The sequence below is a fragment of the Mesorhizobium sp. M3A.F.Ca.ET.080.04.2.1 genome (assembly GCF_003952525.1).
Lineage (GTDB): Bacteria > Pseudomonadota > Alphaproteobacteria > Rhizobiales > Rhizobiaceae > Mesorhizobium.
In genome coordinates this window covers 2,137,149-2,163,873 of record NZ_CP034451.1, presented here as the reverse complement: position 1 = coordinate 2,163,873, position 26,725 = coordinate 2,137,149, and the positions used below count along the sequence as shown (strand labels likewise).

The window sequence follows — 26,725 nt, the reverse complement described above, 5'->3', positions numbered from 1 at the left end:
GGCGCTAGACGCTTTTCGAGACCTGTTGAAGGCTGAGGGGTTCACCGTCATGCCAGCGGTGCTGGCGGATAGAATCGCGGGCCGAACTGGTTCGGTTGCTGGAAGGAAGCTTAACCAAAACGAGACCAGCCAGCAGCCTCTCGGAGGAATTTGCCCTGAGGTTTTCCACCTCCTGCAGGACTGCGTCGCACCGCCTAAGATGTTCGGGCTGCTACGCCAGGTTTTGCCGAGTCGACAGGTCGAGATCGTAGAGGCCATGATCGCGCTGGAAAGGGTTAAGCTCAATACCGCCAGGGTGTTTGTCGTACTCACACCGCAGTCACAGCTAACCAATCCATCGGTCCCGAGGAAGCATTTCGCGGGCATCGCTCCCGAGCAGTTTTCCGCTATGGAAGTTGAGTTCGCCGAGTTGAGCAGGGGATTCCGGAATGCCGCCGAGCGCAGTGGCGCCTGGAGCCTCGAGCTCGTGGCGGCGAGGGGCTATGTCAACCGACTGATGGAGAGCGCCAGGGTGGTGAGATATCTTGCCCATGACTTCCCGTGCCAACTTGGGTGCTTCCAGATGCTGTTGGAGACGGCACGCAACTGACCCGCTCTGCGCCCAGCAACAGAATTGGCGCCTGCGGTCTCAGCTCGCGTTGAGTCCGTTGACGAAGACACTAGTTAAAGGGCATGCCTGCGCGCCGAAAAGTCGATCCAAATGAAAAGCTGGTTGCAGAGTGGCCGCTTTCGCCGGCGGCAACGCTTGGATCGTCGGTGCGGGCGAGGGGCATTTTCCTCGAGATGCGCACTCGTCTCCCGACGGCGTTGAAAAAGCTGCTTCACATCGAATCCAGGGTGCTTACGCTGCGGCTGCCGGAAGGCTCGGATGCTGATGTTGAAGCGGCATCTGCGATTATCTCCGAGGCCATGACGGGAATAGAAGACCTGCCCGTGATCCCGCGCGAAGTCGAAGACATCCTGACGATCTCCACAAGCGAGCGGCAACGCTGGCTGAAGGACGGCCGTTTGCGCAGCGCTGGGACAAGAACGGTCAAACTGCGCGGGCGCGCTAGGAAAATCACCTTCCACGTGTTCGATCCACGCCAGATCGAAGATGTGCTTGACCGCGATCTGGTCACCGTCTGGCGCGAGGAAGACGCGGCGACAGCCACCGAGAATCGGCGCCGAGCCGCCGCAAAGGCCGTCCTGAGGCGGGCGCAAAAGAGCCGCCGTGTGGCTGTAGATTTGAGCAATAGCGATGACGACGCATCTCACTCCAAGTTACGTGGCTGGGAGGATTTCGAGAGCGAAGGCCTGTTGCGCTGATGGCTTAAACCTCACGCCGGCGCGTCCGCATCGACCGGCTTCTTCCCGCCCACGCAAGCAGCGCTACGCCCGTGAGCAGACCGATACACCGCTCGGACATGGCGCTCCTCCCGAAGCACCTTGGCTACGGCGTGCCGCTGCATGCGACAGCCGATGCAGCAGGCTCTTGCCTCCGTCAGGTCGACCCTCTTTGAATGCTATCTCTTCGTTACGAACCCGGGAAGATGCCGTTGGTCCAGTCACTGGCCATCGCACTCCAGGCAAGGTCGATTGAGCAGGAGAGGGCCTTGATCATGCCAGCAGCTGTGTCGGCACGCCAAGCACCGGCGCGGCTGCGGCAAGCCGTTGGTCAAGGGTGTACACCGTCGCGCCATGCTCCGACGCAGTCGCGAGATGCAACGCGTCGCCGGCACGAAGCCCGAGCGTATGCTGATCGATGAACTTCGCCGCGGCTCGAAACTGCCCGCTCGTGACCGAACGCACGGTGAAGCTCTCGGCGACCAACTTGTTGAACATTGCCAGCGCTGCCGCGCGCTGCTCCAAATTGATCTGCCCGGTTCGTAGCTTGATCGCCATGGCAGAGGACATCTCGGTGATCGTCCAATCGCTAATCAGAAGCTGAGCGGGATTCTGCTCCGCGAGCCACAGTTGGACGCGCGGAGTCATCGCTTCATTCGAGAGCGCCGCGACGATCAGCGACGTGTCCAGATAGAGCATCAGTAGCGATCGCCATCTCGCATCGACCGTACCAGATCGACGGCACCCTCCGCCTGCACCGGCATGCTTGCCGTCAGGGATCGGAGCAGGGTCGCATCGATCCGCATGCGTGGCCTGGCCACCGCAGTTAGGCGCGCGACCGGCTTGCCGCGCCGGGTGATGTCGATCGAATCCCCAGCCTCAACTCGGTCAACCAGTTCGCTCAGATGGGCCTTTGCATCCGCCAGATTGATCGCATCCATGTCCAAAGCTCCTGACCATGTAGATGGTCATATAGCGCAGGGGACTCAAAAAATCCACTGGGAGATTCCATGCGCCCATTCTGTTTCGTAGCAGCCCTTTTGACATGCTCTGGGCACATCTGTCTCGAAGGTGACGCCGGAAGGTTTTCATTCGCTCCCTACTCGGTCTGGTCTTGTAGCCAAAGTAATATCCGCTTCTATTTCCGGGTCCGCTCACCGAACCCGACCTTGGCTGAACTCGCCGAAATGGCGAGGAAATGGAGATTGATCCGAGCGTCGATCTCCTTCAGGCGCTGCCGGATCCAGAGAAAGTCCACGCGTTTCGGCAGAGACTACGACATCCTTTGCTGACGAAGCGAGGGGTTTTTGGTTGGTCGCCGCGCGCGCATACGATGCTCCGGGCCGAGAGGTTAAAGAACATCAGAATGTTGGTTGAGGCCGTCATCCAATTCCTGGCGATTTGATCTAGACCGGCGTCTGGCGCGGCGGAGCCTGCATCTACATGCGCGCTATACCGGCAGCCCACGGGCAGAGTGAACGCAAGGTGGTCGTAGCCGATTCATTTGAAGGATTGCCGCCCCCCAATGGAAACAATATCCGGCAGACAAGCGTGACAAACTCTCAACGTTTGACGAATTGGCTGTTTCCTTGGATGACGTGAAGCGCAATTTTGCCGCTTATGGTCTGCGCCGACTCGCAAGTGCAGTTCGCGAAGGGCTTTTCAAAGACCCATTGGGAAAGCTGGACAATGAGCGTTTCGCGCTGATCCGTCTGGATGGCGACATGTACGAGTCGACCATGGACGCGCTCACCGCCCTTTACGACAAGGTTTCCCCGGGCAGCATGTCATCGTGGACGACTATGGCGGCATCACCGCTTGCCGTAAGGTCGTGCATGATTTTCTTGACCAGCGGGGGCTGGCACCAAAAACCCACCGCAGTCGGGTCGCAAAAGGAAGATCGGGATCGAGCCGCAAGAGCCTGATGCAGAAGGCGACGGACTCAGCAGCTTTGTGGCGCTCGGCGTCACAGCCGCGGAGATCGACCAATCTTTATGGCTGCGGCTGCTCTATGAAGTGGCGGCGCACAAAGTCTTCAATCGGCCCGGTCAATGAGCCGGCCTCGGACTTGATTTTGTCATCATCCCAGTCCCACCATCGTATAGCGAGCAACTTCGAGATGACTTCCGGAGCGAAGCGATACCGGATGATTTTCGCAGGCACGCCTCCGACAATTGCATAGGGCGGAACGTCTTTTGTCACGACGGCATTCGCTCCCACGACGGCGCCGTCACCAATGGTTACGCCAGATGTGATGATTGCGTCGTGTCCGATCCAGACATCGTTGCCGATCGTAACCCCAGTCTTTTTGCCGCCGTTTTCGATCGGCTCGGGTGTTCCAAGCACATTTGCATAAATCGGGTAAGTTGTGGCGCAACCTGTTTTATGCTCGCCCCTGCACATGATCACCACTCTGTCGGCTATCGAGCAAAAGGCGCCGAGGCTCAGAGGCGCGGTCTCTGAGGAAAATTTGATCGTGGTCCCGGCGTATCCGTATGAGTAGCGTCCGACACTAACACCCGGCGGTATCCTGTACGGCCTCGGCTGCATAACTCCCATGGCGCGCAGCAATTTCGTCAGTTTCGACACGCAGAACGTCCCCCAGTGATGCATGCGCAGCACTAGGGAAATCCATTCCGCTGTACAAGTGGCCAGAGGCCAAGCTTCGCTGCTTCCAGCCCAGAAATCGGCAACGATGTATTTGCGATCGCCAATACAAGTTCCGGCCGCCGGATAGGAACAAGCAACCACATAGTCGAGAGGTCCCTCCGGGACGGCAATTTCGCGCTGGCGTTTTCGCTCGTCCTACAATCCGAAGGCGGCTGCGGGCGCCACCTGAAAGGCCTGAGATTCACCAATTTCCGGCGATACATCGATTCCAAGGGCAAGGAGGATCTGCGGCATTCTCTGGCGTGCAATTAACGACGCTATCGCAAATTCTACTGGGACGCGATCTCCGGCGACGAAATCTCTGATGGCGTCGACTATGTCGTGTTCGGCCCGCTGTGAACAGCGGGACCATTCGATCAGATCTGGCTATGCTGGAAGGTCGCATCCGCACGCAGACGGGCTGCCAAAAACCGCAGGTTGCTCTATCAACAAGTATAACTCCCAACACCTCATTTGTTAAGAAACTGCAACCGGCGACAACTTCTGGTTTTGGCAGTCCAGTTATTAGTCATTGCTTGTTCGTTTAACGCTAAATTAACCATGATAAGGGATGATAACCCTGAGATCGAGACGCACCGTCCGGCTCAACAAGGGGGTTCGATGAACTTGCTTCGCGCCGCGATGGCTTTGGCCCTGCTGGCAGCATGCGCTGGCGAGAGGGCATCGGCCGCCACCGGGAATGTGCTGTTCAATGGCACCATCACTGCGACCTGCACGTTGACCGTCAACTCCAACGGCACGATGACGGTCGGCAGCAACCTGCAATCGTTGAGCTCGCACAACGCCGGTGGTGCTGCAGGCAGCGTCCAGGTCGACACCACGGGCGGCGTTTCGCTGAGCGTTGATCCGGTGACCTCGACCGCGGTGCCGGCCGGTGACACCAGCACCACGACCTGGACGCCGACATTCGCTGCCACGGGGGCGCAGACGATCGCTGAAACGGGCACTGCGACGGCACTCACCGTGCCTGGCACATCGACGGTCGCGGTCAATCTCGCTGGCACCAAGGGCGGTACCGACCGGTTCTCGGCCGGCGCCTATCAGGCAACCGTCACCCTGAGGTGCGAATAGCCATGCCGATGGAGCGGTCGTTGAAAAACTGGATACTCACAGCTGCAATCATCGTTGGGCTCCCTCCTGCCGCGACGGCCCAATCGATGACGCCCATGCGCGGCGAGGTGAAATCCTTCACCGATGCATTTGCCGTGCGGGTCTTCCCGGGCAACCCCTATGACAAGCGGATTCGGGTCGAGGTCCACGTTTATGACCAGAACTTCCAGCCGATCCCGGCCGAGATTTCGCCGAAAGCCTTTCTTCTGGCGGGCCAAGCGTCGCGTCCGGTTCTCGTGGTCGTTCCATTCGACGGTGCGACCGAGCGTAAAGTGCGTATCTGTACAGAGAGTATCCCTTTTCCGGGCGAGCAGACGCAGATAAGGGCACAGATATGCGGAAAGTTCTTCGGGCATCGCAGCTTCTGACCCTTTCGCTGCTGGCCGTCTTGGCGGTCGTAGGACAGGGGTTTGCCGAGGATATCCTGAACCTGAACCAGAACCAGACGGGCTTCACCTTGCCCGGCGTCAGCCTGCCGCAGGGCCAGGACGAGGTTCATGCCAGCGATGGCACGACCTGCCGCTCGGCCGTGTCAGGCAGCGGCGCCTATTTGGATGTCGGCGTCGTCCGGGGCAATGACAACAGCCAGTCGAACAGGGACGTCGCCACATACGGCCGGGTCGTGGTACCGATCGGACGGACGCCGAAACGCGTCGATTGCAGCCGCCTTTACGAGCTCGAGGTCGAACGCCTGCAACTTGAATTGAAGCTTCTGAAAATGGGACTGGCCGACGGCGGCCAGACCGCGAGTACGACGAGCGCGGCTGCCACAGTTCCCCAAGGCACATCGGCCGGTTGGGCCAACGAAGGCTGGAGCATCAGGGGCACGAACGGCAATGAAAAGAAAAAGAAGAGGAAATAGCCCCGCGCTGCTTGCCGTGGTCGCGCTCGCCGCTTTCTGCTTGCCTGCGCGCGCAGCAATCGTCGGCACCTGCATGATCATGATCGGGGCTTCGGGCACGATGACGGCAAACCCCGCGATCAACATCTTCGGCTCCAAGCAGGCTGGCGGATCAAGCGCTACCGCAACCATCACGGCCGATTCCCTGCTATGCACTGCGCTCGACCTGCTCGACTGCTATTCCGTCTCGGCGCCGGCGCCAGTCGCCTTTGGCTCTGCGCCGAGCGGCGGCGACACCAACGTCACCTTCGCAACCGTCTTCCGCCTCGACGGCTCGGGGCTCGACATTCCGGGCAGTTCGCCGCAGCGGATCACCAACGGAACCCATCCCATCCAGGTTGATCTCACTGCTGCCAAAACCGCGGGCATCTTCCCGGCAGGCAACTATCAGGGAACAGTCACGGTCCGTTGCGAATGATGTCAGCCGCTCGCCGGAGCTGCCGAGACGGTCTGTGGCTCCGGGTCGCCACCGCCCCGGCGGGGGCGCCAGGTCCTGCATGCGAAACAAGGAAGTCTGTAACACCCCCTTCATCGCCGGACCGGGCGCTGCTGCTGATGGAAAGCAATTCTCCAGGAAAGGTGTCGGTCGCCGAGATCGCGAGTCGACTGAATCGCTCGCGACGTCTGTTCGAGCGTCTTTTCGCAACAGAACTCGGCACCAGCCCGATGGCCGTCTATCTGGCGCTCGGGGTGCGCTACGACACGTCGCTGCTGGAAGGCAGCGACTTGCCATAGGCGATATCGCCTAACGATGCGGCTTCCAAAATGTGGGATATTTCAGCCGCGTCTTCCGTTAGGCATCCCGCCAACCCATCCAAGGCATCCGAACCGATCCGCACATGCTGCCGGCGAAAGGTTCACCCTAATCGTGACGACGTTCTAATGGTCATCTCCAGATCTCTCGGGCAAGGCGCATGAAGTTGCCACCCATCAGATAACGGACAGTTTGTTCGGGTTGACCGCGGCGCAGCAGGATTTCAATCAATTCCGCCATTTGGCTCGGCATGGAATACGTTGATTTGCCTGCGGGATATTCGCTCTTCGGCCAATAATGCGGATTGCTGGCGATCATGTCATCGATGCCATCGATCTCAACCGGGAAAGCATAGTCCAAGCCGATGCCGACGTGGCGCGGGCCAGCGAGGTCCACCAGATACTCCACGTGATCGGCCAGCCGCTCGGAATCCGTCCGCTCCCCGCCAAGGAAGCGATTGAGCCCAACGACCCCGACAATGCCGCCCGTGCGGGCGCAGGCTTTGATCTGCTCGTCCGTAATGTTGCGGCCATGGGCGCAGAGCGCCTTGGGATTGGAGTGGGAGAAGATGACCGGTCGATCCGTGTATTCCATCGCGTCCATGGTGGTGCGATACCCGGTATGGCTCACATCCACAAACAGACCGAGACGGTTCATCTCAGCGATCACCTGACGGCCGAACGCTGTGAGACCTGTGTCGTCGTCATGGCATCCGCCGCCGGCAAGGTTGTTGCGGTTATAGGCGAAGAGCATCTGGCGCACGCCGAGGCGATGGTAGAATTCGACCATTTCAACTCGGCCGTTCAGGGCGTTCATGCCTTCGATGTCAAAGGTGACCGCCAGTTTGCCTTGCGCTTTCGCGGCGAGAATTTCGTCCGCCGACGCGACTAGCGCGTAGTCGGCGGGACGCGCCAGGATCCAGCGCCGGAAACAGGCGAGCGTGGCCACCGTCTTCTCCCAAGGCAGCAGATCGAACCCGACATCGATGGAGAGGTAGTCGACCCCGGCGTCGCGCCAGATCTGCAAATTGTTCAGATCCGCGGCCGCGTCCGGCATGAAACCGGAATGCGCGTCCCAGATGACTTCGCTGTCAAGGATCGACTGCACTTTGGCGTGAAGGCTCATAGTGTTTGTCTCCGAGGTTGTTTCGTCACCTTGGCGAGCGGGCGGCAAGGGAGGCATCGCCTCGATCTGCTCGGCGCATCCGCTGGTGATCGAGGCGGCGTTCCGCCATGGCGCGGCGCATGGCGCCGATGTGCTGATCGAGGCAACCTGCAACCAGGTCAACCACGAGGGCGGCTACACCGGCATGACGCCGGCCGCCTTTCGCGGCCTCGTCGAAACGCATGCCAGAAGGGCTGGTCTTCCCCTCGATCGCCTGATCCTCGGCGGTGACCATCTTGGACCCAATCCCTGGAAGCATGACGCCGCTGCCGAGGCGATGCGGAAAGCGGCCGCGATGATCGACGCCTATGCGGCCGCCGGCTTCACCAAGCTGCATCTCGACACCAGCATGGCCTGCGCCGACGATCCGGTGCCGCTCCCCGACGAGACGATTGCCGCCCGCGCGGCTGAGCTTGCCAAGGTCGCCGAGGCGGCCGTCGCGCGTACCGGCGGTGAGAAACCCGTCTACATCATCGGTACCGAGGTGCCGGTCCCCGGCGGTGCCCTGGAGCCGCTCGAGCATATGCAAGTGACCGAGCCGGCCGACGCACTCCGTTCCGTCGAGCTCCACCGCCAGGCCTTTGCAAGCGTTGGGCTCGACGAGGCCTTTGACCGGGTCCTCGGCGTCGTCGTCCAGCCCGGTGTCGAATTCGGCAATGCCGATATCATTGCCTATGCGCCGGAGAAGGCGATCGAGTTGGTCGTTGTGCTGGAACGCATGCCGCAATTCGTTTTCGAAGCGCACTCGACCGACTACCAGCCGGCGGAAGCGCTGGGCATGCTGGTGCGTGACGGTTTCGCCATCCTCAAAGTCGGCCCATGGCTGACCTTCGCGCTACGCGAGGCGCTCTACGGCCTCAGTCTGATCGCCGATCAGATGGTTCCCGACCCGTCCCGGGAAAACCTGCAGGCGGCGATGGAGCGGGTGATGCTCGCCTCGCCCGAGAACTGGCGCAACTACTATTCCGGCACATCGAACGAGCAACGCCTGCAGCGGCATTTCTCCTTCAGCGACCGCATCCGTTACTACTGGCTGACGCCGGAAGCGCAGCGCGCAATGCGAGCGGTGCTGGCCGCGCTTGGCGACACGGAGATTCCCCGCCCGCTGATCAGCCAATTTATTGGCCATCTCGATGTCGACGTCGGCGCGGGCCGCATCAGACCGACCGCGCATGGGCTTCTGCTCGGCAGCGTGACACGCGTGCTCGACATCTATCGCAACGCCACGAACCAGTAAGCGGTCTTCGCTTCCAGACCTCGGATTTGACTTAGCCCGCGTGGATCTTTCATGGAGGGCTCGAGCAAGCCGCACATCTGACAGTGGATAGTAAATCCGTTACTGCTCCTTCTTGAACAGGTCCTGGAAGATCAGCGGGCCCCAAGTGCGGCCGCGTGCGTGCACCGCGCGCCACCGTCGTCCGGGCTGTCTATGGTAGTTGATCTTGCGGCGAAAAAGTGCAGCTATCTGGAGCGCGGACGGTACTTTTCGAGATCAGCTGTGGCGGGGTCGAAAACCACAAAGTGGGAAAAGTTGACCGATTGGCCGCGATAGCTGGTGAAACCGCAAAAATTTTTTTTGTGGCAATTTTCCCTTTAAAATCAAAAGCGTAATTTTTTGACGGTCTTGATGCCTGTGTTTGGACGGCGGTAAGAAGTATTTTCCAGTAATTTCAATGGGTTGTATGCTGTTTGAGCAATCGAGTGGGAGTAGAGGGAACGGCGGCAATAGCGTAGTTTCGGCGGCGATTTTTAGCTGCCGTATGAGTTGCCTCGTGTCCATATCTGACTCCTGCTCGACTGAGAATCTCCATCTCCGATCTGGCAGACGCGATCTGCGCCCATATTCCGGATCAAGTACAGTGCTTTCGAACGGCGCGAGTGCTGCGGCGTAGAACGGCGTGCACAAAGGCGTGTCTGCCTTGCGCCTCATATTGCTCATTCGATCGGAACGTAAGCCGACATAGCCGGTTCAGCCGCTGACGGTGCCTTTCGCTTTGCCATTTCCGCCCCAAAGGGATATCGCCGCGCGTCGAGGCACCAACCGTGTACGCCGCCTGTCTGGCCTTAGCCACCTTCCTGCAACCTCGTGGCAGGCCACTTTGCCCAATGCGATCAATTGGGTTAGTCTCGCAATATGCGCCATCGCTGATAAACCATTTCGCTGAGGGGGCGAAAGTTCATGGAGATGCAGCAGGTCCGCTATTTCTTGGCCCTGTCCAACACGTTGAATTTCACCAGGGCGGCCGAGGAATGCAACGTCACTCAGCCGGCTCTTACGCGCGCGATCAAGACGCTTGAAGAGGAACTGGGTGGAGAACTCCTGCGGCGCGAGCGTCAGCACTCGCACCTGACGGAACTCGGGCGCCGCATGCTGCCGTTGCTGCAACAGTGCTATGATGCAGCCACTTCCGCCAAGTCATTGGCCAAGGCTGTGCAAAGCAGTGACGTCGCGCCACTCAACGTCACCATTTCTAACAGTGTCAACATCGCGCTTCTGGTTTCGCCGTTCACCGAACTCTTCCGGGCCTACCCGGGCGTGCATCTCAAGATCCACCGGGGCTCACCAGCGGCCGTGGTGGAGGCGCTGAAAGGCGGTGAAGTGGAGTTGGCGATTGCCGGTCCGCTCGGACAGGCCTGGGATCGCTTGGACATATGGCCGCTGTTCCAGGAAGGGATCGAACTCGCCGTGAATTCAGATCACCCGCTCGCCCGGCGAAACGAGGCTGATGTCGCGCTGGCGCAGCTTGCCGCCGAACCCGTGCTCAGCCGGATCGATTGGGAGACGAGCGAGGAACTCGCACGTTGTCTTTCCGCCAAGGGGTATATGCCCCGGACCGCGCATGAAGTCGAGACCGACCAGGATCTTCTGGCGCTGCTTGAAGCCAACGCCGGAGTGGGCTTTGTCTCGCTTACGGCGCCTCGATCCCCGACCACCCGCCGGCTCAAACTTCGCGATCTGGATGTCTCGAGGATCGTTTCGGTTTATGCGGTTGCCGGCCGGCAGCGCGCGCCGGTCGCGACAACGCTGCTGAATCTGCTGAGGGCGGCCGACTGGTCGTCCTTCGGCGTCAGCGAGCCCGCCTGAGCGCCGCGATCAGGTCGTCGATGTCCATGCGGCGGCGGTAGTCCGGATCGACGAAGCGATCCGTAATGATCCCGTTCGTTCCGACGATGAAGGTGGCTGGAATGGGCATAAACCAGCTGCTGTTGCCCTGATAGTTAGGGATGTCGAGCCCCAGTCCCATAAGCCGCTCCATTTCGGCGCCGACCCAGATCGCGAGGTTGAGCGACAACGCATACCCGTTGTCCATGTCGATCAGGAACGGGAACTGTGCTCCGACCAAGGCCTTCATAGCCTTGGCGAATTTGCGTCGCTCCGGCATGATCGCAATCACCTGTCCGCCCAACTCCGCGATCTCGCGCTGCACTTCGACAATCCCGATAGCGTTCAAGCGGCAATAAGGGCACCAGTGGCCGCGCTGAAAGGTGATGATGGCTGGTCCCTTTGCCAGGATTTCCGCGAGGCTGACGAGCCTGCCATCGTCGTCAGGCAGCAGGAAACCAGGCATGGCTTCGCCCGCAGTCGGCGCCATTGTGCCGGCGCCTTGCTTCTCGAGGCGGTCCACCAGTCGCTCCACGGCGTCAGCGAATTCCGAGTTTAGGCGGCGAACAGCCGCGGCAATCACCCCCAGCCGCTCATTGAGAGGCGCATCCAGCTCGATGGCTGCCTGGACGGACTGCTCGAATGTCATTGCCTGGTCGTCGGCGGCCATGTCTGCACTTTCACACGTCCCGCACAGCCTAACACCGTAACCCCTCGGCAATCGCCATGTTTTTCCTGCATGGTTTCGATGCCCTGCGTGCATCGACACATGCCAGGTCTGTGTCCTAGTTCGCCGGCCTGGGCCGACGCGTTACATCATGTTCCTGATATCCGCTGTGAAGGTCGGGAAAGCGCAGATCATTTCAGATAGCTCCCGTGCCGTGATGCCGTGCGTCATCGCGAGCGCAAAGATGTGGATCAGCTCTTCGCCGGCATGGCCGACCACGTGAGCCCCAAGGATCCTGTCGGTCGTTTCCTCGACTATGATCTTCGACCATGCGACCGGCTCAGCGTAGGTCCTGGCAGAGAGCCATCCCTGCATGTCGTTCAGGTGGACATTGATGTTGAAGCCACGTTCCCTCGCCTGGGCCTCGGTCAAACCGAGGGCCGCCACAGCCGGAATGCTGTAGAGAGACGCAGGTATGTGACTGTAATCCGGCCGATGCTTCGGGCCATCGACGATATTGCGGCCGACGATCCCGCCTTCATAGGTCGCCACCGGCGAAAGTTGCGGAGAGTTCCATACGGCATCGCCGCAGACATAGACGTCTGGATTGGAACGCGAGCGCAGGTGCTCGTCGATTTCGATGCGGCCTTCGCGATGCACGACGACACCCGCCCCAAGATCGAGGCCCTCGACATTGGCCACGCGCCCCGCGCAATTGACGGCCCGATCAGCGTCAATCCTGCATTCGGCGCCATCCTTCGCAAAGCTCACCCGCAGTCGCCCGTCGGCATCTTCGATCTTTTTGACCCAAGCCTTCGTATGGGCCCTGATGCCCAGCCGCTCGCTCTCGGCACGGATTTGGGCAACGGCATCCTCGTCGAAGCCTCCAAGGAGTTGCGGCAGCGCCTCGAGGATGGTGACCTCCACGCCAGCGCGCGCATAGACGTGACCCAGTTCGAAGGCAATAACGCCGCCGCCGATGAACACCACAGCGCGAGGCAACACAGGATCGCTCAGAACATCGTCGGACGTGGTCAGAAATTCCGACCCCGGGATCGACAGCGGGCGCGGCTTCGAGCCGGTGGCAATGACGATGTTTTTGGCCTCGAGCTCTCGGGTGCCGACGCGGACGACATTGCTGGCGACGAATGCGGCCTCGCCGTGGATGACATCGACGCCTCGCTTGGCCATCAATCCGGACAGTCGGGATGGGATGTCCCTGATGATGTCCTTTTCCCGCTCGATCAAGGCGCGCCAATCGGGCCTCGGCGGTTCGACCTTGATTGCATGAGCGCCGGCCCTTGCGATCTCGTCGAGCGCGTGGGCCGCCGCGACCAGCACCTTCTTCGGCGTGCAGCCGCGATTGGGACAGGTGCCGCCGAGATCGCGAGCCTCGATCATGGCAACGGAAAGTCCGGCGGCACGCGTCGCGACCGTGACGCCCATTCCGGCATTGCCACCGCCCAGGATCACGACGTCATACTTTTCCATCGCACCGCCTCCGCCGCGCTAGAGCAATTCCAGGAAAAGTGTGAGCGGTTTTCCGTCCGGAATTGCGCAAAAACAAGGAGATAGGGCGTTTCGCCGTTTCCGTGAAACGGTGAAACGCACTAATGAAGCTTGATCCGCGGTCTGGCGCGCCTGACGATCATCTCGCCGATCGAAGCCAGCATGGTCTTCGCCAGTCCGTGCACCGCCTTGAGGTGCATCTTGTGCAGCGAGCGATAGAGGAGCCTCGCAACGAGACCTTCGATCTTCAGCCCTCCGATCAGGCTGCCGAACGCACCGTAGTCGGCCAGCGAGACCAGGGAACCGTAGTCGCGGTAGCGATAAGCCGGCGCTGCATTCCCCGCGAGACGCGCCGCAATCACCTTGGCCATGTGGTCTGCCTGCTGGTGGGCCGTCTGGGCTCGCGGCGGCAAGGCGGTTTCTTCGCCTGGCAGAATGCAGTTCGCGCAGTCACCAATCGCGAAAACATTCTCGTCTCCGGCCGCCCGCAAGGTTTCGTCGACGATCAGGCGGTTGATGCGGTCGGTTTCGAGACCATCGAGGCTCTGCAGGAACTCCGGCGCCTTGATGCCGGCGGCCCAGACGACCAATTCGGCAGGCATAAAGAGCTTCTCGACAAGTTGGATACCGTCTTCAGTCACTTCGGTGACTCTGATCCCGCATCGTATCTGGACGCCCAGCTTGATCAGCAAACGTGCCGTTGCGCGCGCCATCTGCTCGGGCAGCGCGGGCAGGATCCGCGGCCCGGCTTCGATGATGGTGATGCGGATCAGCCTTTCGAAATCGATGTTGTCGAGATTGTGCGACGCAATCTCCCGCATCGACTTGTGCAGTTCCGCCGCCAGTTCGACACCGGTGGCGCCGGCGCCGACGATGACGCAATGGAGTTGGCCAGGCGACAGCTGCTCATATTGCGCATTGGCGCGCAGGCATGCGTCGATCATCCGCTTGTTGAACCGGGCGGCCTGCTCAGCGGTGTCGAGCGAAATGGCGTGGCGCGCGGCGCCCGGCGTGCCGAAATCATTGCTGACGCTGCCGACGGCCATGACCAGCGTGTCGTAGCCAAGAACACGTGGCGGGATGATCTGGCGACCGTCATCGTCGAAGCTAGGCGCGACGAAGACTTGGCGCTTGGCACGATCGAGGCCGACAACCTCGCCAATGCGGTATCGGTAGCCGTGGCGGCTGGCATGGGCGATGTATTCCACCGCGTCGTGCGACGCGCTCAAGGCGCCGGATGCCACCTCATGCAGAAGCGGCTTCCAGATATGAGTGCGGTTTCGGTCGACAAGCGTGACGGAAAGCCGCCGGTTGCCGAACTTGCGGCCGAGGCGCGTCGCCAGTTCCAGGCCACCCGCGCCGCCGCCCACAATGACCACGCGATGCAGTGACTTGTCCGCGTGCGAGGGAGTCTCCGGGATCGTGCGGAAGAGCGCCGCGTCGTTGGCAAGCACGGCTTCCGGAATCAACCGCATGCCGGGGGTGATGATCTGCATTGGTGTGCTCCGCCGCCTTCCAGGACGCGTTTTTCTCGGTCACTCTTGGGATTCGTGGATGACGATGCCCTGCAGCATGTCGACCTCGCACTCCCACGGTTTGTCCGCGAGGACGCGCTGCCCGTGCTCGTATCCTGCCTGCCAGCGGGTGCGGATGCCCGAACGCGTGAAGTCGATGTCCTTGGTGTGGTCCTCGCCGTCCAGTCGCGGCGAAAGCAGGCGGACGAGGTGCATCACCGACGGGCAGCCATAGGAGGCGAGTTCTTTGAACATCGGATCCTCGCGACGCTCCTCGGGCACGAGCCTTCCCATTTCGCGCACGACATGCCGTAACCGATGCAGTTGCTCCTGCCGTGCAACGTGGTTCCGACCGCGGCTGGCGTATTGAAGATCCTTCTGCCGCCCCATGACCTGCCAGATCGATTTCGGCTCGGTGGCGCGCGGCTGCCACATGTTGACGGCAAAGATCAGCGCGTCTCGCCGCGGTCGCGCATCGAGCACCACCTCGATCGGCGTGTTTGAATAGATGCCGCCGTCCCAATACGGCTCGCCGTCGATGCAGACCGCCGGAAACGCCGGCGGCAAGGCGCCTGACGCCATGATATGCGCCGCCGCCAGGATCATCTCGCGCGTATCGAAGTATTTGAGTTCGCTGGTGTTGACGTTGACCGCGCCGACCGTCAGCCGCGTGTGGCGACCGTTGAGGTAGTCAAAATCGACCAGATCGTTCAGCGTCCTTTTGAGCGGGTCCGTGGTGTAATAGGACGCGCTCTCGACACCGACCTCGCGGTTCACTCCAAACATGGCGCTCAGGTTTGGTTCGAAGAACCCGGGGATGCCGCGCATCAGCGTGCCCATATTGGCAAAGATGTTGCTCGGAACCATCATTCGGAAAAATTCATCGAATGGACTGCTCCGGCTGACGCCATCCCAGAATTCCTGAAGCCTGGGCAGACGATCGCCGGGCTTGTTCCCCGCGATCAGCGCGGCATTGATGGCGCCGATGGACGTGCCTATGACCCAATCCGGTTCGATGCTGCCCTCCACCAGCGCCTGATAGACACCGGCCTGATAGGCGCCGAGCGCGCCGCCGCCTTGAAGGACAAGGACGGTCTGACGCTTGACGTCGTCCTGATGGGCTGTCGCCGGTTCCGCTTGCGGGACCGACAGGTTTTGCGTGATCTTGTTCATGGCGTTCGCTCCTCCTGCAGGTCTAGTGAGCGGTCCAACCGCCTTCGATCGGCATCACCGCGCCGGTGATAGAGGCCGCGTCGTCCGACGCTAGGAACAGGCAGAGCGCAGCAACCTGCTCGACGGTGACGAACTGCTTGGTGGGCTGCGCGGCCAAGAGAACATCGTTGATCACCTGCTGCTCAGTGATCCCACGGGCCTTGGCCGTGTCGGGTATCTGCTTCTTGACAAGCGGCGTGAGCACATAGCCGGGGCAAACGGCGTTGACCGTGATGCCTTGCTCGGCAACCTCCAGGGCTACCGTTTTGGTCAGGCCGGCGACACCGTGCTTGGCTGCGACATAGGCCGACTTATAGGGAGATGCGACGAGCGCGTGCGCCGAGGCCACATTGATGATGCGACCCCATTTGCGCGCCTTCATCGCCTGCAACGCGCGCCGGATCGTATAGAACGAAGACATGAGATCAATCGCCACGACCGCTTCCCATTTCTCGATCGGGAAGTCATCGATCGGCGCGACATGCTGAATGCCGGCATTGTTGACCAGTATGTCGACGGCGCCGAACTCGGCGATGGCCTTGTCCATCATCGAGGTGATTGCGTCGCCCTTGCTCATGTCGGCATCGTCGTATCGAACGGCAACCTGATGATCGGCGGCGAGCCTGGCCCGCAGCCGTTCGATCTCGGCGACGTCGCCAAAGCCGTTGAGGACGATGTTGCAGCCCGTGGCCGCGAAGGCTTCGGCAATGCCTTGCCCGATGCCGCTGGTCGAACCGGTGATGAGCGCTGTCTTGCCTTTGAGCATCGTCTTGTCCTTCTGGTTGAGCCGCTATGAGCGATGGCCGCGCGCGCCGGCTCTGGATCTCACGATTAGTATGCTGAACCGCTGCAAGCTGCGGAAATGCCGTTGAGACATGGATTCGATAGCTGACGGTCAGATCGTTGGCTTCAGGCCACTGGATGTCGAACGACCGGTCGGGTTGTTTGACGTAGCGGCAGCTAGTAAGATTGCGCCGCAAACGCGGGCGGTGCCGTATGCGCGTCCATTGAGGGGAGCGTGCAGTGGAGATCAGCCAGGTCCGATACTTCTTGGCCGTCGCCAAGGAGCTGAATTTCACAAGGGCGGCCGAGCAGTGCAATGTCACGCAGCCGGCGCTGTCGCGCGCCATCAAACTTCTGGAAGATGAATTCGGCGGACCGCTTTTCCACCGTGAGCGCCGATTCACTCACCTCACCGAGCTCGGCCGCATGGTCGAGACCTATCTCGAAGGCGTTTTCGAGAACTCTCGCCAGGCAAAGCAGATTGCCGAGCAATATGTGACCCTGAAGAAGATGCCGCTCAAGGTCGGCATCATGAGTACGATCGCTCCGGACGAGATCATAGAGCTCATCGCGGCCGTTCGCGCGCATCACCCTGGCGTCGAATTGCATCTTTGCGACGCGGACGCGGTGAGCCTCAGGAAAAGGCTGCTCGAGGGCGAACTCGAGGCGGCCATATATGCCTTGCCTTCAGACGTTCCCGACGAGGAAGTGCACTCCCTGCCGCTTTTCCAGGAGCAGATGGTTATGGCTGTCCACCTGGCCCATCGCCTAGCCAACCAGCGCGTTGTGCGGGTGAAGGATATGAGCAACGAAAGCTACATTCACCGCAACAATTGCGAGTTCGCGGGTTACGCGGATGCCATCCTTGCCGAGCAGGGCGTCACAGTCAGTCCGGTTTACTGGAGCGATCGCGACGACTGGACATTGGCGATGATCGCCGCAGGGCTTGGGTTCGGATTCATGCCCGAGCATACCGTCAAGCATCCTGGCGTGGTGCCTTTGCCGATCACGGAGCCGGAATTCTGGCGAGAGGTCAATCTCGTCACAGTGCGCGGCCGCAGGCATTCGCCCGCGGTCGGCGCATTGGTGCGCGAGGCCACGCAGAAGAAGTGGTTCGGCGAGCGGGTTAAGGCGTTGTCCGCCGCCGAGTAGGTTCGCCGGGCAGCATGCCTCGCATGCCTAAGCCACCGGATATCCGGCTACGTTCCCGTCCGTCAGTTTTTCTTGACGGTTGAGGTCACCGACTGAATGACCTCGGTCGCCATCTTGAACTGTGCGGGTCGATCCGTGATGCCATGCCGCTTGGCGATCCAGTCGAAATCGCTGTAGGCGGCGTAAACCGAACCGTCGGCAGTCTGGTAGACCAGCACGCGCACGGGCCAGTCGAGCCCGGCCTCGGGGTTGGATGTGATGAAGGTCGTGCCGAGCGCCGGATTGCCGAACATGACGAGCCGTGACGGCCTGACGTCGTTGCCGGCATTCTTGCCAAGCTGTGCCTGGTCGATAACGCCGAAGAACTTGATGCCTTTCTTGAGCACATCCTTCTTGATGCGGGCGACAGTTTCGGCGACTGAGTAGTCGCTCTTTACGGTGACGACGCCGTCCGACGCGGCGGCCGGGAGGGCAACCGCCACCAGCATCGCGGCGCCTGCGAACAGAGTTTTGAGTTGGTTGGTCATGTCGGTCTCCTTGGTTGGATAACTGAGTTTCGATTTCAGGTCTCAGGCCTTGGGCGTTCGCAGCACGCGCGCGATCGCGATCGCACCGGCAAGAACCGCAGCAAGCACAGCCACGCATGCAGTCCAGCCGACACGGTCGTAGATCTGTCCGATGAGGAAGCTGCCGGCGAGCCCACCGCCGTAGTAGGACGCGAGATAGATGCCGCTCGCGGCGGCGCGATCGCGCGACGCGGTGCGGCTGACATGTCCCGTGGCTATCGCTTGAGCCAGGAAAGTGCCGACGGCAACGAGCGCCATCCCGGCGAGAACGATCGGAAGATTTGGCACGAGCAGCAGAAGCAAGCCGACGATCGCCAATGAAAGCGTTGCTCCGATCCCTCCCCTGGGGCCAAGGCTCGCTGCGACTCGGCCGGCAAGGGGGGTGGTCAGCATCGATGGCAGAAAGACGAAATAAACGGCGCCCAAGGCCATTGGTGTGAGCGAAATCGGCACCGCGACGAGCTGAAAATTCACATAGGTGAACGTGCCGATAAAGACGAAGAGGATCAGGAAGCCGATCGCGAAACAGGCACGCAGCTCGACGTTCCGCAACGGGGCCTTCCAGGCGGCGCGGGCAGGCTGGCCGTCCAGTTCGGCGCGCATCATTGCCGAGGTCTTTTGCAGCGTGAACCAGACAACCGCGGCGCCGAGCAGATTAAGCGCGGCGAAGGTCAGGAAGTTGGTAGAGATACCGAACGTGTCGGCCACCGCCGCCGACAACAACCGGCCGAAAAAGTTGCTGGCGACATTGCCGGTCACATAGGCCGCAAGCGCGCTCGTAGTCTGCCGCGTGGAAAAATGCTCGGCCAGATAGGCCATCGTCAGGGTGAAGGCTGTCGACATACAGAGGCCTTGCGCCACGCGCAGCAGGGCGAAAACGACGATATTGTCTGTCTGTGACAGCAGCGTCGTCGGGATCGCCAGGATGGCCAGGCTGATCCAGATGCCGTTGCGGCGATCAATGCCGCGCCCAAAGAGAGCGACGGCAATCCCGGCCACCGCCATGCCGAAGGTGCTGGCATTGACGGCGAAGCCCATGGTGGCGCGGCTGACGCCGAATTTCACCACCAGCGAAGGCAGGATGGCCTGGGTGGCGAACAGGTCGACGAGCGTCAGGAACGCAATCAGCGCGATCAGGCCGAAGCGCCAGCTGTCCGCGGCCACCATGCGAAGCCGCGTCGGTTCGGAATGTTCACTGGTCGTCATGACGGGCTCCGTTTGCCACGTCCTCAGGCAATCGCCCGAGGACGGGTTTTTGGTTTCTGATGCCGGGATATCTTCACCGCGACGGGCGGCTCACATCATGTGGTCTTCATGCATCGCCGGCGGCAGGACGTCGGCCGAATAGAGGACGGCCGGAACCTTGCCGTTGTTCTTCCACCAGTGGGCGAGCTGGCCGAATTCGGCCGTCGCGTCGCCGGCCGGATGTTCGATGCCGACCTTGCAGGTGCTGCGATATTCGGTGATCGAGCCCTCGACGACCAGGATGTTTGCCGGGCGGACATTGTGCTCATGCCACGGCACGACGCCGCCGGGCTGAACGACGAGCTTGCGAAGGCGCAGCATGTTGCCTTTCCAGGCCTCGCCCTTGCTGCTCAAATCGATTGCGGAAAGCACGGTGTCGGTCACGCCGACCGGCTTGCTGGGATGTTCCTGGATATCGGTCGTGGCGGCCTGGCCGGCAGGGCAGTCACCCGCGAAGGCCGGGGCCGCGGAAAATGCGGCGGTCGCGGTGAGAAGTCCGAGTGTCAGCGCCAGCTTCAGCGGCACCCGCAATGCAATAGTCTTGGAAGCCATGTCTATTTCTCCTTTGTAGGTGCCCAATCGCGGGAGGCGGGGCATGACGAGGAGAGTGACCGGAGCCTCGTCGAAAGAGAAATGCTGACTGGCTCTTAAATCGATACCTGAAAGCTATCGTGGATCATCATACCGACGCGGGCATCCGCGCCACGACATAAGTCATGGCGTCGGTTTTTTTCTTCGATTTGCTATGCAGCCGTTTTCCTGACCGACAGATCGATACCGCTTTCGGGCCAGCTATGCGCCTTGACGCTGTTGACGAAGGTTGATGTGGCCGGCGAGAACCGGCGCCCTGCCACAACGACAAGCGATACCTCCCGCCAAACCTCCGGATCGATAACGGGCCTGATCTGCAATCCCGGGATGACGGCGCTGAATTCCGGGATGAAGCAGATGCCCAGCCCCCCGGAGACCATGTTTTGGATCCAGTCTTCGCGTTCGCTGGCGTAGGAGATTCTGAGCTTCACACCGCGTTCATTGCAGAGACCGGCAAGATAATCGCGATACTCGCAGTTCAGGCGTCTAAGATAGTTCTCGCCGTCGAGTTCCGAGATGGCGACATTGTCATTGCGGGCCAGCCGATGCCCGCTGGGGAACGCAAGCACAAACCGCTCGCGATAGAGCGGCGTAACATCGAATCTCTCCGGAAAACTGTTGCTGGACGCCATGATGGCGACATCGATCTCGCCCGCTTCCAGCAGCTGCGACAGGGATGCCGGCACGCCCTCGACAAGCTGCAGCTGGATGCCCTGCTGGCGCCGGTTGAAGTCCGTCAGCAGACCGGTAAATCGCCGTGGACCGATCGTGCACATCACGCCAACCTTGAGGTTTGCATTCTCTAGGCAGAGAAACCTTGAAGCCTCCTGGCGCACGCCGGTCACCTCGTCGAGGATTTGCTGAAATCTGGGGCGAAGCAAAGCGCCCAGATCGGTGAGATGCGTCAGGTTCCGCTCGCGGCGAAACAGAAGGCCGCCGACCTCATCCTCGAGCTGCTGGATCGCGCGCGACAGTGCCGGTTGGGTAATGTTGCACTTTTCGCCCGCGCGCGTGAAATTCCTGGTCTCGCAAACGGCCAGGAAGTAGCGGATGTGATGGATGTCCATGCGTATCGTCCCTCAGCTGCATAGATGCATTTGCATGCTCCAAGACTGCCGCAATGGACCGGATCACGCCAATGCGCGGGGGCTATAAAGTCGATAGCCTTTCGTCATGCGACGATGGCGGGCCAAGGCCGGGCCATCCAACTGTCTGGTTATGGGTGACGCGCCCGGGAAGTGTCAGCTGTGATGGCCGAGGGCAAAGAGCTGGGCGCAGAACTGCGCATGCGGCTTGCTCATTGCGGCGTCGTTGCATTCCTTCATCATCGCATCCTGCGTCTTCTTCGGCGTGGCCTTCCACGACGTCTCGAACTCGGCGCTCGACTTCATCGTCTTCATGCCGGAATCGGTGAAGAAGGGCTGCATGTTGGATGGTTCGTCAAGGACGCCGGCAAACGCGGCGCCGCCAAGAACCGAAAGGGCAAAAGCGCCAAGGCAGATAGCTTTGAGATCCATTTTAAAGTCCTTATCTGATTTGGTGGTCGTCATACCGACAACCTATTGATTGATTCGACAGTAATTCGGAATCTAGACGTTCCTATTTGCTGACGTCGATCTTGCGACAATCGACTAGTAACTTGCCAATGCCATCTGCATATCAAGGTTATGCCGGCTGTGCATCCCGTAGATGCTTACGAACGCGTCGCTAGTTGGCTCCGCTCAAAGCAAGCACGTTGGCGCAGAATTGGGCGTGGGTCCTGCTCATCGCCGGCTCATTGCACGCCTTCGTCATCTTGACCCGGTCATGCTTTGACAGGGCGAACCAGGCCCTCTTGAAGCCAGCCATCGGTTTCATCGTCTTCATCGTGGCGTCCGTATAGAAGGTCGGCAACGCAGCGAAATCGGTGAACGGGTTGGCGAGCGCGGAACTCGCGCCAAGGCCAATCGCAAGCGCGGCCACACAGGTAAGTCGTCTTCTCATCATTCCTCTCCTTGACAGGCTGTAGCTCTGGCAACGGCAACGCCGGCCTGATCGGAATGGAGAGTGCGGCGTGTGAGGGTCGGCAGCCAATGCAATCTGCCTATGGACTTCATGCCAGCTTGGCATTTCGGCAGAAGAAAAAGATGCGGCAGTCTCTCTCCAGTCGCCTTTGTTGGCGCCCTCGGGATGGAGACCAATCATGCTTGCCCAGTCCGCAGCGAGAACAGTTCAAGCGGTCACGTCAATACCGGATCCTGGTGTGGAAAGCCGGACGATCGAAATCGTGCTGGCAAACGACGCCCATGCCGCTTTCGTCTGGGGGGTGCTCGATCGGCTGCTGGACGAGCCGAACTGCGGCGTCAGCGGCGTTACCGCGTCCGGCTTTGCAGCGATGCAGGCGGCGGTCTTTGCCTATGGGCTGAGCGTCGGCGGCAGGCGTGGCGCGCGGACGGCACTCGCCAATTTCTGGCGGCGCGTCAGCCATGCCTCGATGTTCGCCATCGACAGAACGAGCCTGCTTCGATCGATGCTGGAACAGTCGATCGGCCTCAAGCAGATCAGTAACGAAGACTGCTCGGCGAAACTGGCCGTCCTGGCCGTCAATGCCCGCACCGACGCTGTGAAGATATTTTCCGGTGAGCATCTGTCGATCAACGCGATCGTGGCGGCAGCCACCGTCCCGTTCGTCTCCCCGCCTGTGGAAATCGACGGCGATAGCTATTGGGGGGACGGCGACATCTGGCAATTGCCGTCTGCTCGGTCACCGAAAACGAGCCACCGCCTGATCATCGCGGGCAGGCCTTCGCTGTTCACGACGCTTTGTCCGGATCGCAGCTTTTCCTCCACCCATTGCGCGACCAAATGCGCGCCGGTTCACACCATCTTCGACAGTCAATACCGAGCAGGGGCTGCACTCTTCGTCAGACCCTGGATCGACTGGGGCGAACTGACCGACATGCGTGACAGAGGTCGGCAATGTGCCGAAGACTGGCTTGCGACTGATCTTTTCGAAGCCGACGAACGCCCGGCTGTCGGCTGCAGAACCCAATACATCTAGGCGCTTCCCTCCCGCCTAGCCGCGCCTGCTTCGCATACTCCCGAATGCAGGCGCCGGGCCCTCCGGTTCCCCGGCCGGAGGGCCTTTTTTACCGCTCTCCTGAACATAGTGGCCGCGTATCAATTCCATGCCGAGACAGCATTTCAGCTCGGCGCCACGATCAGAGAGACTGATCTGCAGACGGGCCTCGAGGCCGGTCTTTCTCTCGAAACGTCAACCAGGAGACAAGCCTGTGATCAGCACCAAGACCCTCATCGGATCGGCCCTTGCAGCCGCCACCTCGCTCGCCGCGACGGCGGCATATAGCGGTCCTGCGGCCAAGCCGAGCTTCGCCTTCGAGAAATGCTACGGCGTCGTCAAGGCCGGCCAGAACGACTGCCAGACCGCGACGCATTCCTGCGCCGGCACCGCCACCGCTGACAACCAGCCGGATTCCTGGCTCTACGTGCCCGCCGGCAGCTGCGCCAAGATCGCGGGCGGCAGCGACAAGCCGAAGGCCTAGTCAACTTTTCACCTCGAGCGACCAGATTAGAAGGAGGAGACCGATGTCTACTATTTTTTCGCCACTCGCGATCCCCGCATCGGCGGGCATCGGTCTTCGCTCGCCCCACATCGCAGAGATGCTGACACGGCGGCCGTCCGCCGGCTGGCTCGAGGTCCACGCCGAGAACTACATGGGTGACGGCGCCGGCGTCGAAGCGCTGGAAAAACTTCGCCAGATCTACCCGCTCTCCGTGCACGGCGTCGGTTTGTCGCTGGGCAGCGCGCGAGGCCTGGATCACGATCATCTGGAGCGGCTGCGCAAGGTCTGCGAGCGCTTCGAGCCCGATCTGGTTTCCGAGCATCTCGCCTGGAGCGTCGCCGACGGCGCCTATCTCAACGATCTCTTGCCGCTGCGCTACGATGAAGAAGCGTTGGCGATCGTGGCGCGAAATGTCGAGACCGTCCAGGATACGCTGAAGCGGCAGGTGCTGATCGAAAATCTATCCGCCTATGTCGCGTTTGCCGACTCATCAATGACAGAGGCCGAGTTCCTCGCCGAGCTCGTGGCACAGACCGGCTGCGGTTTGTTGCTCGACGTAAACAACGTCCAGGTCTCGGCACACAATCTGCAATATTACGCCAAGGCCTTCATCGATGCACTGCCGGCCGAGGCGATCGGAGAAATCCACCTTGCCGGCCATGCAACCAACCAGGTCGGAACCGACACCGTGCTCATCGACGACCATGGCTCGCGCGTGCCGCCGGTCGTCTGGGCGCTCTACCAGCATGCCATAGAGCGGCTTGGCCCGCGACCGACCTTGATCGAGTGGGACACCGACGTTCCCGTTCTCGACGTGGTGCTTGGCGAAGCGATGTGGGCCGACATGCTGACCGCTTCGATCATGTTCAACCGCAAGCAAGCCACGCGGCGCGAGCAAACGACAAAAACGCGTGCGACGCTGATCCACCTTTCCGTCCAAAACGAAGCGCCGACCGGCATGCCCGTCCTTGCGGCGTTTGCCGCTGCCAGGTGCGCCAGGCCGTGCATGTCCGCGGCGCTTGTCTCAATCGAGGAGGAATACCATGCTGCCGCTTGAACACTTGCAGACCACCATGGCGCGGTCAGTGCTGGCCATGGAGCCAGTGGTCGCCGCAAATATGCTGACTGCCGGCAAGGCAGATCCGTTGGCGCGTCTGCGGATTTACCAGAACAACACGCGCAGTTCCCTGACAGCAGCGCTGATGGCGGTGTTTCCCGTGACCGTCCGCCTCGTCGACGAACGCTTTTTCCGCTTTGCGGCGAGCGAATTCATTCGGCGGCATCCGCCAGTGGAGTCGCGGCTGGCACGTTATGGCGCGGGCTTTCCACGCTTCCTGAAAACGATCGACACGCTGTCCGACATGCCGATCGTCGCCGAAACGGCGCGTCTCGAATGGGCCATAGCGGAGGCGCTCGACACGGCGTCGCTGCCGCCCCGCAGCCTCGCAGAATATGACAACACCGACCTTGGGCTGTCGCCGGATATCCAGCTCCAGCCCTCGCTGCGGTTGATCGTCTCGCACTGGTCGACCCTGTCGGTATGGAAGGCGCATCAACAAGAGACGGCGGTCGACGAAAACATCACCTGGGCAAGGCGTCCCGAACGCGTGGCGTTGTGGCGATCGGGGAACTACGTGCGGCTTTTTCTGCTCGACCGCGCGAACTTCGCCTTCTGGCATTCGCTGAAACACGGCTTCGGCCTCGAGCATGCCACTGGCCGCGCCTTGGCGCTCGACCCGGCCTTCGACCTGGTTTCGGCCCTCGTGCGTCTGTTCCGCGACAGGCTCGTCACTGACGTGCGCGTCGCCGCGAATTCCCCCTCAAACTGACGGAGACAATCATGACCGCAATATCGGAGCAATCCTCGTCCAACCCGGCCGGCCTTGTCGGCCTCTACAGGCGCATTATCAAGCTTCCAGAACACACTCCGTTTTCGCTGATCCAGCTCGCCGCACGCGTCGCGGTCGCGCATGTCTTCTGGCAGTCGGCGCAGAGCAAGCTGGCATCCTGGCCGGTGACGCTGCAACTGTTCGCCAACGAATACAACCTGCCGTTCATCGACCCTTCGATCGCGGCTCCGCTGGCGACGACCGCGGAACTGACGGGCTCGGTGCTGGTCTTCTTCGGGCTGTTTTCGCGCCTTGCGGCCCTGATGCTGCTCGGCGTCGTCTCCGTCATCCAGATCTTCGTCTATCCGGAAAACTGGGCCGAGCACCTGCTCTGGGCCTCGTTGCTGCTTCTCGTTCTGACGCGCGGCGCCGGTGTCTTCTCGCTCGACTATGTGGCCGAGCGAACCCTCCCCAGAAAATGAACATTTTCGGCGGGTGAAAGCAGGTGCGCATTTTCATCGTTCACGCACACCCTGAGCCCAACAGCTTCAATGGCGCCCTGACCCGAGAGGCACAGGGCGCGCTGTCTGGGGCGGGGCACGAGGTCGTTGTCTCCGACCTCTACGCCATGGGTTTCAACCCCGTATCAGATCGCCGCAACTTCACGACCGTGCGCGACGCGACCTACTATCGCCAGCAGGCTGAGGAGGCGAATGCGGCTGCCCACGACGGGTTTGCTCCCGACATCCAGGCGGAGATGGACAAGCTCTTCTGGTGCGACGCCTTGATCCTCCAGTTTCCGCTCTGGTGGTTCGGGCTGCCGGCGATCCTGAAAGGGTGGGTGGACCGGGTGTTCGCGTCGGGTCGCCGCATCTATGGCGGCGGCAAATGGTATGATCGCGGCGTCTTTGCCGGAAAACGCGCGATGTGTTCCGTGACAATCGGCGGGCCGCCACCGATCTATTCCGACCGAGGTGAATGGCCCGATAGATTCGATCCTGTTCCCCATTAACCACGGTATGCTCTACTTTGTCGGCTTCACCGTGATCGAGCCTTTCCTTGTGCA

The 26,725-nt window shown here is 61.0% G+C and carries 32 protein-coding genes; 17 read left to right on the top strand and 15 right to left on the bottom strand.

Going from position 1 to position 26,725, the window contains the following annotated elements:
* Positions 1–25: 25 nt before the first annotated feature.
* Together EJ074_RS10470 and EJ074_RS10465 are read left to right on the top strand one after the other, a co-directional pair.
* On the top strand, positions 26–589 hold the full coding sequence (locus EJ074_RS10470) for a plasmid partitioning protein RepB C-terminal domain-containing protein (RefSeq protein WP_129553283.1): 564 nt from the start codon (positions 26–28) through the stop codon (positions 587–589).
* 83 nt (positions 590–672) lie between these two features.
* A complete protein-coding gene (locus EJ074_RS10465) occupies positions 673–1,308 on the top strand; it encodes a hypothetical protein (protein WP_129553282.1) in 636 nt (211 codons plus the stop codon).
* 291 nt (positions 1,309–1,599) lie between these two features.
* On the opposite strand, the gene EJ074_RS10460 is transcribed toward EJ074_RS10465, so the two are convergent.
* Positions 1,600–2,025 (bottom strand): type II toxin-antitoxin system VapC family toxin, encoded by a 426-nt coding sequence (locus EJ074_RS10460; RefSeq protein ID WP_129553281.1) that lies wholly within the window; start codon positions 2,023–2,025, stop codon positions 1,600–1,602.
* The gene (locus EJ074_RS10455) at positions 2,025–2,267 is read right to left on the bottom strand and encodes a type II toxin-antitoxin system prevent-host-death family antitoxin (protein ID WP_129553280.1); all 243 of its coding nucleotides are present in this window, start codon (positions 2,265–2,267) and stop codon (positions 2,025–2,027) included. Before EJ074_RS10455 ends, EJ074_RS10460 begins: the two co-directional genes overlap by 1 nt.
* A gap of 636 nt (positions 2,268–2,903) precedes the next feature.
* Between EJ074_RS10455 and EJ074_RS10445 the strand changes: the two genes are divergently transcribed.
* A complete protein-coding gene (locus tag EJ074_RS10445; protein WP_348627002.1) occupies positions 2,904–3,251 on the top strand; it encodes a TylF/MycF/NovP-related O-methyltransferase in 348 nt (115 codons plus the stop codon).
* Between the two features lie 67 nt (positions 3,252–3,318).
* Here EJ074_RS10445 and EJ074_RS30575 read toward each other — a convergent pair whose 3' ends face one another.
* Positions 3,319–3,915, bottom strand: a complete 597-nt coding sequence (locus EJ074_RS30575; RefSeq protein ID WP_281033662.1) for a CatB-related O-acetyltransferase — start codon at positions 3,913–3,915, stop codon at positions 3,319–3,321.
* A 681-nt stretch (positions 3,916–4,596) separates the two neighbouring features.
* Between EJ074_RS30575 and EJ074_RS10435 the strand changes: the two genes are divergently transcribed.
* The 5 genes from EJ074_RS10435 (at position 4,597) to EJ074_RS30170 (ending at position 6,742) form a co-directional block, all read left to right on the top strand.
* Positions 4,597–5,067, top strand: coding sequence for a hypothetical protein (locus tag EJ074_RS10435; RefSeq protein ID WP_129553277.1), 471 nt, complete (start codon positions 4,597–4,599; stop codon positions 5,065–5,067).
* 2 nt (positions 5,068–5,069) lie between these two features.
* A complete protein-coding gene (locus EJ074_RS10430; protein WP_245454826.1) occupies positions 5,070–5,474 on the top strand; it encodes a hypothetical protein in 405 nt (134 codons plus the stop codon).
* Positions 5,441–5,968, top strand: a complete 528-nt coding sequence (locus EJ074_RS10425) for a hypothetical protein (protein ID WP_129553275.1) — start codon at positions 5,441–5,443, stop codon at positions 5,966–5,968. The genes EJ074_RS10430 and EJ074_RS10425 overlap by 34 nt, the downstream gene beginning before the upstream one ends.
* Positions 5,943–6,425, top strand: coding sequence for a hypothetical protein (locus EJ074_RS10420; protein ID WP_129553274.1), 483 nt, complete (start codon positions 5,943–5,945; stop codon positions 6,423–6,425). The genes EJ074_RS10425 and EJ074_RS10420 overlap by 26 nt, the downstream gene beginning before the upstream one ends.
* 137 nt (positions 6,426–6,562) lie before the next feature.
* Positions 6,563–6,742 carry a hypothetical protein gene (locus EJ074_RS30170; RefSeq protein ID WP_245454825.1) on the top strand — a complete coding sequence of 60 codons (180 nt, stop codon included), beginning with the start codon at positions 6,563–6,565 and terminating at the stop codon, positions 6,740–6,742.
* A 151-nt stretch (positions 6,743–6,893) separates the two neighbouring features.
* On the opposite strand, the gene EJ074_RS10410 is transcribed toward EJ074_RS30170, so the two are convergent.
* Positions 6,894–7,886, bottom strand: coding sequence for a membrane dipeptidase (locus tag EJ074_RS10410; protein WP_129553273.1), 993 nt, complete (start codon positions 7,884–7,886; stop codon positions 6,894–6,896).
* Position 7,887: 1 nt separating this feature from the next.
* On the opposite strand from EJ074_RS10410, the gene EJ074_RS10405 reads away from it, so the two are divergent.
* Both EJ074_RS10405 and EJ074_RS10395 read left to right on the top strand, forming a co-directional pair.
* On the top strand, positions 7,888–9,162 hold the full coding sequence (locus EJ074_RS10405) for a D-tagatose-bisphosphate aldolase, class II, non-catalytic subunit (RefSeq protein WP_129553272.1): 1,275 nt from the start codon (positions 7,888–7,890) through the stop codon (positions 9,160–9,162).
* A gap of 942 nt (positions 9,163–10,104) precedes the next feature.
* Positions 10,105–11,010: a LysR family transcriptional regulator gene (locus tag EJ074_RS10395; RefSeq protein WP_095809004.1), complete on the top strand. Its 906-nt coding sequence runs from the start codon at positions 10,105–10,107 to the stop codon at positions 11,008–11,010.
* Here EJ074_RS10395 and EJ074_RS10390 read toward each other — a convergent pair.
* From EJ074_RS10390 to EJ074_RS10370, 5 genes are all read right to left on the bottom strand, one after another.
* Positions 10,994–11,698, bottom strand: coding sequence for a peroxiredoxin-like family protein (locus EJ074_RS10390; protein ID WP_129553271.1), 705 nt, complete (start codon positions 11,696–11,698; stop codon positions 10,994–10,996). The genes EJ074_RS10395 and EJ074_RS10390 overlap by 17 nt on opposite strands.
* A 141-nt stretch (positions 11,699–11,839) precedes the next feature.
* Entirely contained in the window at positions 11,840–13,186 is a 1,347-nt protein-coding gene (locus EJ074_RS10385) for an NAD(P)/FAD-dependent oxidoreductase (RefSeq protein WP_095809006.1), read from the bottom strand.
* Between the two features lie 119 nt (positions 13,187–13,305).
* On the bottom strand, positions 13,306–14,700 hold the full coding sequence (locus EJ074_RS10380; RefSeq protein WP_245454824.1) for an NAD(P)/FAD-dependent oxidoreductase: 1,395 nt from the start codon (positions 14,698–14,700) through the stop codon (positions 13,306–13,308).
* A 39-nt stretch (positions 14,701–14,739) separates the two neighbouring features.
* Positions 14,740–15,891: a patatin-like phospholipase family protein gene (locus tag EJ074_RS10375; RefSeq protein ID WP_129553270.1), complete on the bottom strand. Its 1,152-nt coding sequence runs from the start codon at positions 15,889–15,891 to the stop codon at positions 14,740–14,742.
* 22 nt (positions 15,892–15,913) lie between these two features.
* Positions 15,914–16,696 carry a 3-hydroxybutyrate dehydrogenase gene (locus tag EJ074_RS10370; RefSeq protein ID WP_095809008.1) on the bottom strand — a complete coding sequence of 261 codons (783 nt, stop codon included), beginning with the start codon at positions 16,694–16,696 and terminating at the stop codon, positions 15,914–15,916.
* Positions 16,697–16,953: 257 nt separating this feature from the next.
* Between EJ074_RS10370 and EJ074_RS10365 the strand changes: the two genes are divergently transcribed.
* On the top strand, positions 16,954–17,865 hold the full coding sequence (locus tag EJ074_RS10365; RefSeq protein ID WP_095809009.1) for a LysR family transcriptional regulator: 912 nt from the start codon (positions 16,954–16,956) through the stop codon (positions 17,863–17,865).
* A 62-nt stretch (positions 17,866–17,927) separates the two neighbouring features.
* Here EJ074_RS10365 and EJ074_RS10360 read toward each other — a convergent pair whose 3' ends face one another.
* The 6 genes from EJ074_RS10360 to EJ074_RS10335 all read right to left on the bottom strand — a co-directional run bounded on the left by EJ074_RS10360 (position 17,928) and on the right by EJ074_RS10335 (position 22,250).
* Positions 17,928–18,353 (bottom strand): DUF302 domain-containing protein, encoded by a 426-nt coding sequence (locus tag EJ074_RS10360; protein WP_245454869.1) that lies wholly within the window; start codon positions 18,351–18,353, stop codon positions 17,928–17,930.
* 81 nt (positions 18,354–18,434) lie between these two features.
* Entirely contained in the window at positions 18,435–19,637 is a 1,203-nt protein-coding gene (locus tag EJ074_RS10355; RefSeq protein ID WP_129553268.1) for an MFS transporter, read from the bottom strand.
* A gap of 90 nt (positions 19,638–19,727) precedes the next feature.
* Positions 19,728–20,228, bottom strand: a complete 501-nt coding sequence (locus EJ074_RS10350; protein WP_129553267.1) for a cupin — start codon at positions 20,226–20,228, stop codon at positions 19,728–19,730.
* A 191-nt stretch (positions 20,229–20,419) separates the two neighbouring features.
* Complete coding sequence (locus EJ074_RS10345) at positions 20,420–21,334, bottom strand: LysR family transcriptional regulator (RefSeq protein ID WP_095809013.1); 915 nt, start codon at positions 21,332–21,334, stop codon at positions 20,420–20,422.
* A 174-nt stretch (positions 21,335–21,508) separates the two neighbouring features.
* Positions 21,509–21,784: a hypothetical protein gene (locus tag EJ074_RS30165; RefSeq protein ID WP_095809063.1), complete on the bottom strand. Its 276-nt coding sequence runs from the start codon at positions 21,782–21,784 to the stop codon at positions 21,509–21,511.
* Between the two features lie 190 nt (positions 21,785–21,974).
* Entirely contained in the window at positions 21,975–22,250 is a 276-nt protein-coding gene (locus EJ074_RS10335; RefSeq protein ID WP_129553265.1) for a hypothetical protein, read from the bottom strand.
* 199 nt (positions 22,251–22,449) lie between these two features.
* Here EJ074_RS10335 and EJ074_RS10330 point away from each other — a divergent pair, with 199 nt between their 5' ends.
* From EJ074_RS10330 to EJ074_RS10305, 6 genes are all read left to right on the top strand, one after another.
* Positions 22,450–23,307 carry a hypothetical protein gene (locus tag EJ074_RS10330; protein WP_129553264.1) on the top strand — a complete coding sequence of 286 codons (858 nt, stop codon included), beginning with the start codon at positions 22,450–22,452 and terminating at the stop codon, positions 23,305–23,307.
* A 232-nt stretch (positions 23,308–23,539) separates the two neighbouring features.
* Positions 23,540–23,809: a DUF2282 domain-containing protein gene (locus EJ074_RS10325; protein ID WP_095809015.1), complete on the top strand. Its 270-nt coding sequence runs from the start codon at positions 23,540–23,542 to the stop codon at positions 23,807–23,809.
* Positions 23,810–23,852: 43 nt separating this feature from the next.
* A complete protein-coding gene (locus EJ074_RS10320; protein WP_129553263.1) occupies positions 23,853–24,887 on the top strand; it encodes a DUF692 domain-containing protein in 1,035 nt (344 codons plus the stop codon).
* A complete protein-coding gene (locus EJ074_RS10315; protein ID WP_129553262.1) occupies positions 24,874–25,659 on the top strand; it encodes a DNA-binding domain-containing protein in 786 nt (261 codons plus the stop codon). Before EJ074_RS10320 ends, EJ074_RS10315 begins: the two co-directional genes overlap by 14 nt.
* Positions 25,660–25,670: 11 nt before the next feature.
* Positions 25,671–26,141 carry a DoxX family protein gene (locus EJ074_RS10310; RefSeq protein WP_095809018.1) on the top strand — a complete coding sequence of 157 codons (471 nt, stop codon included), beginning with the start codon at positions 25,671–25,673 and terminating at the stop codon, positions 26,139–26,141.
* 23 nt (positions 26,142–26,164) lie between these two features.
* Complete coding sequence (locus EJ074_RS10305) at positions 26,165–26,671, top strand: NAD(P)H-dependent oxidoreductase (protein WP_207210062.1); 507 nt, start codon at positions 26,165–26,167, stop codon at positions 26,669–26,671.
* The last annotated feature ends 54 nt before the right edge of the window (positions 26,672–26,725 follow it).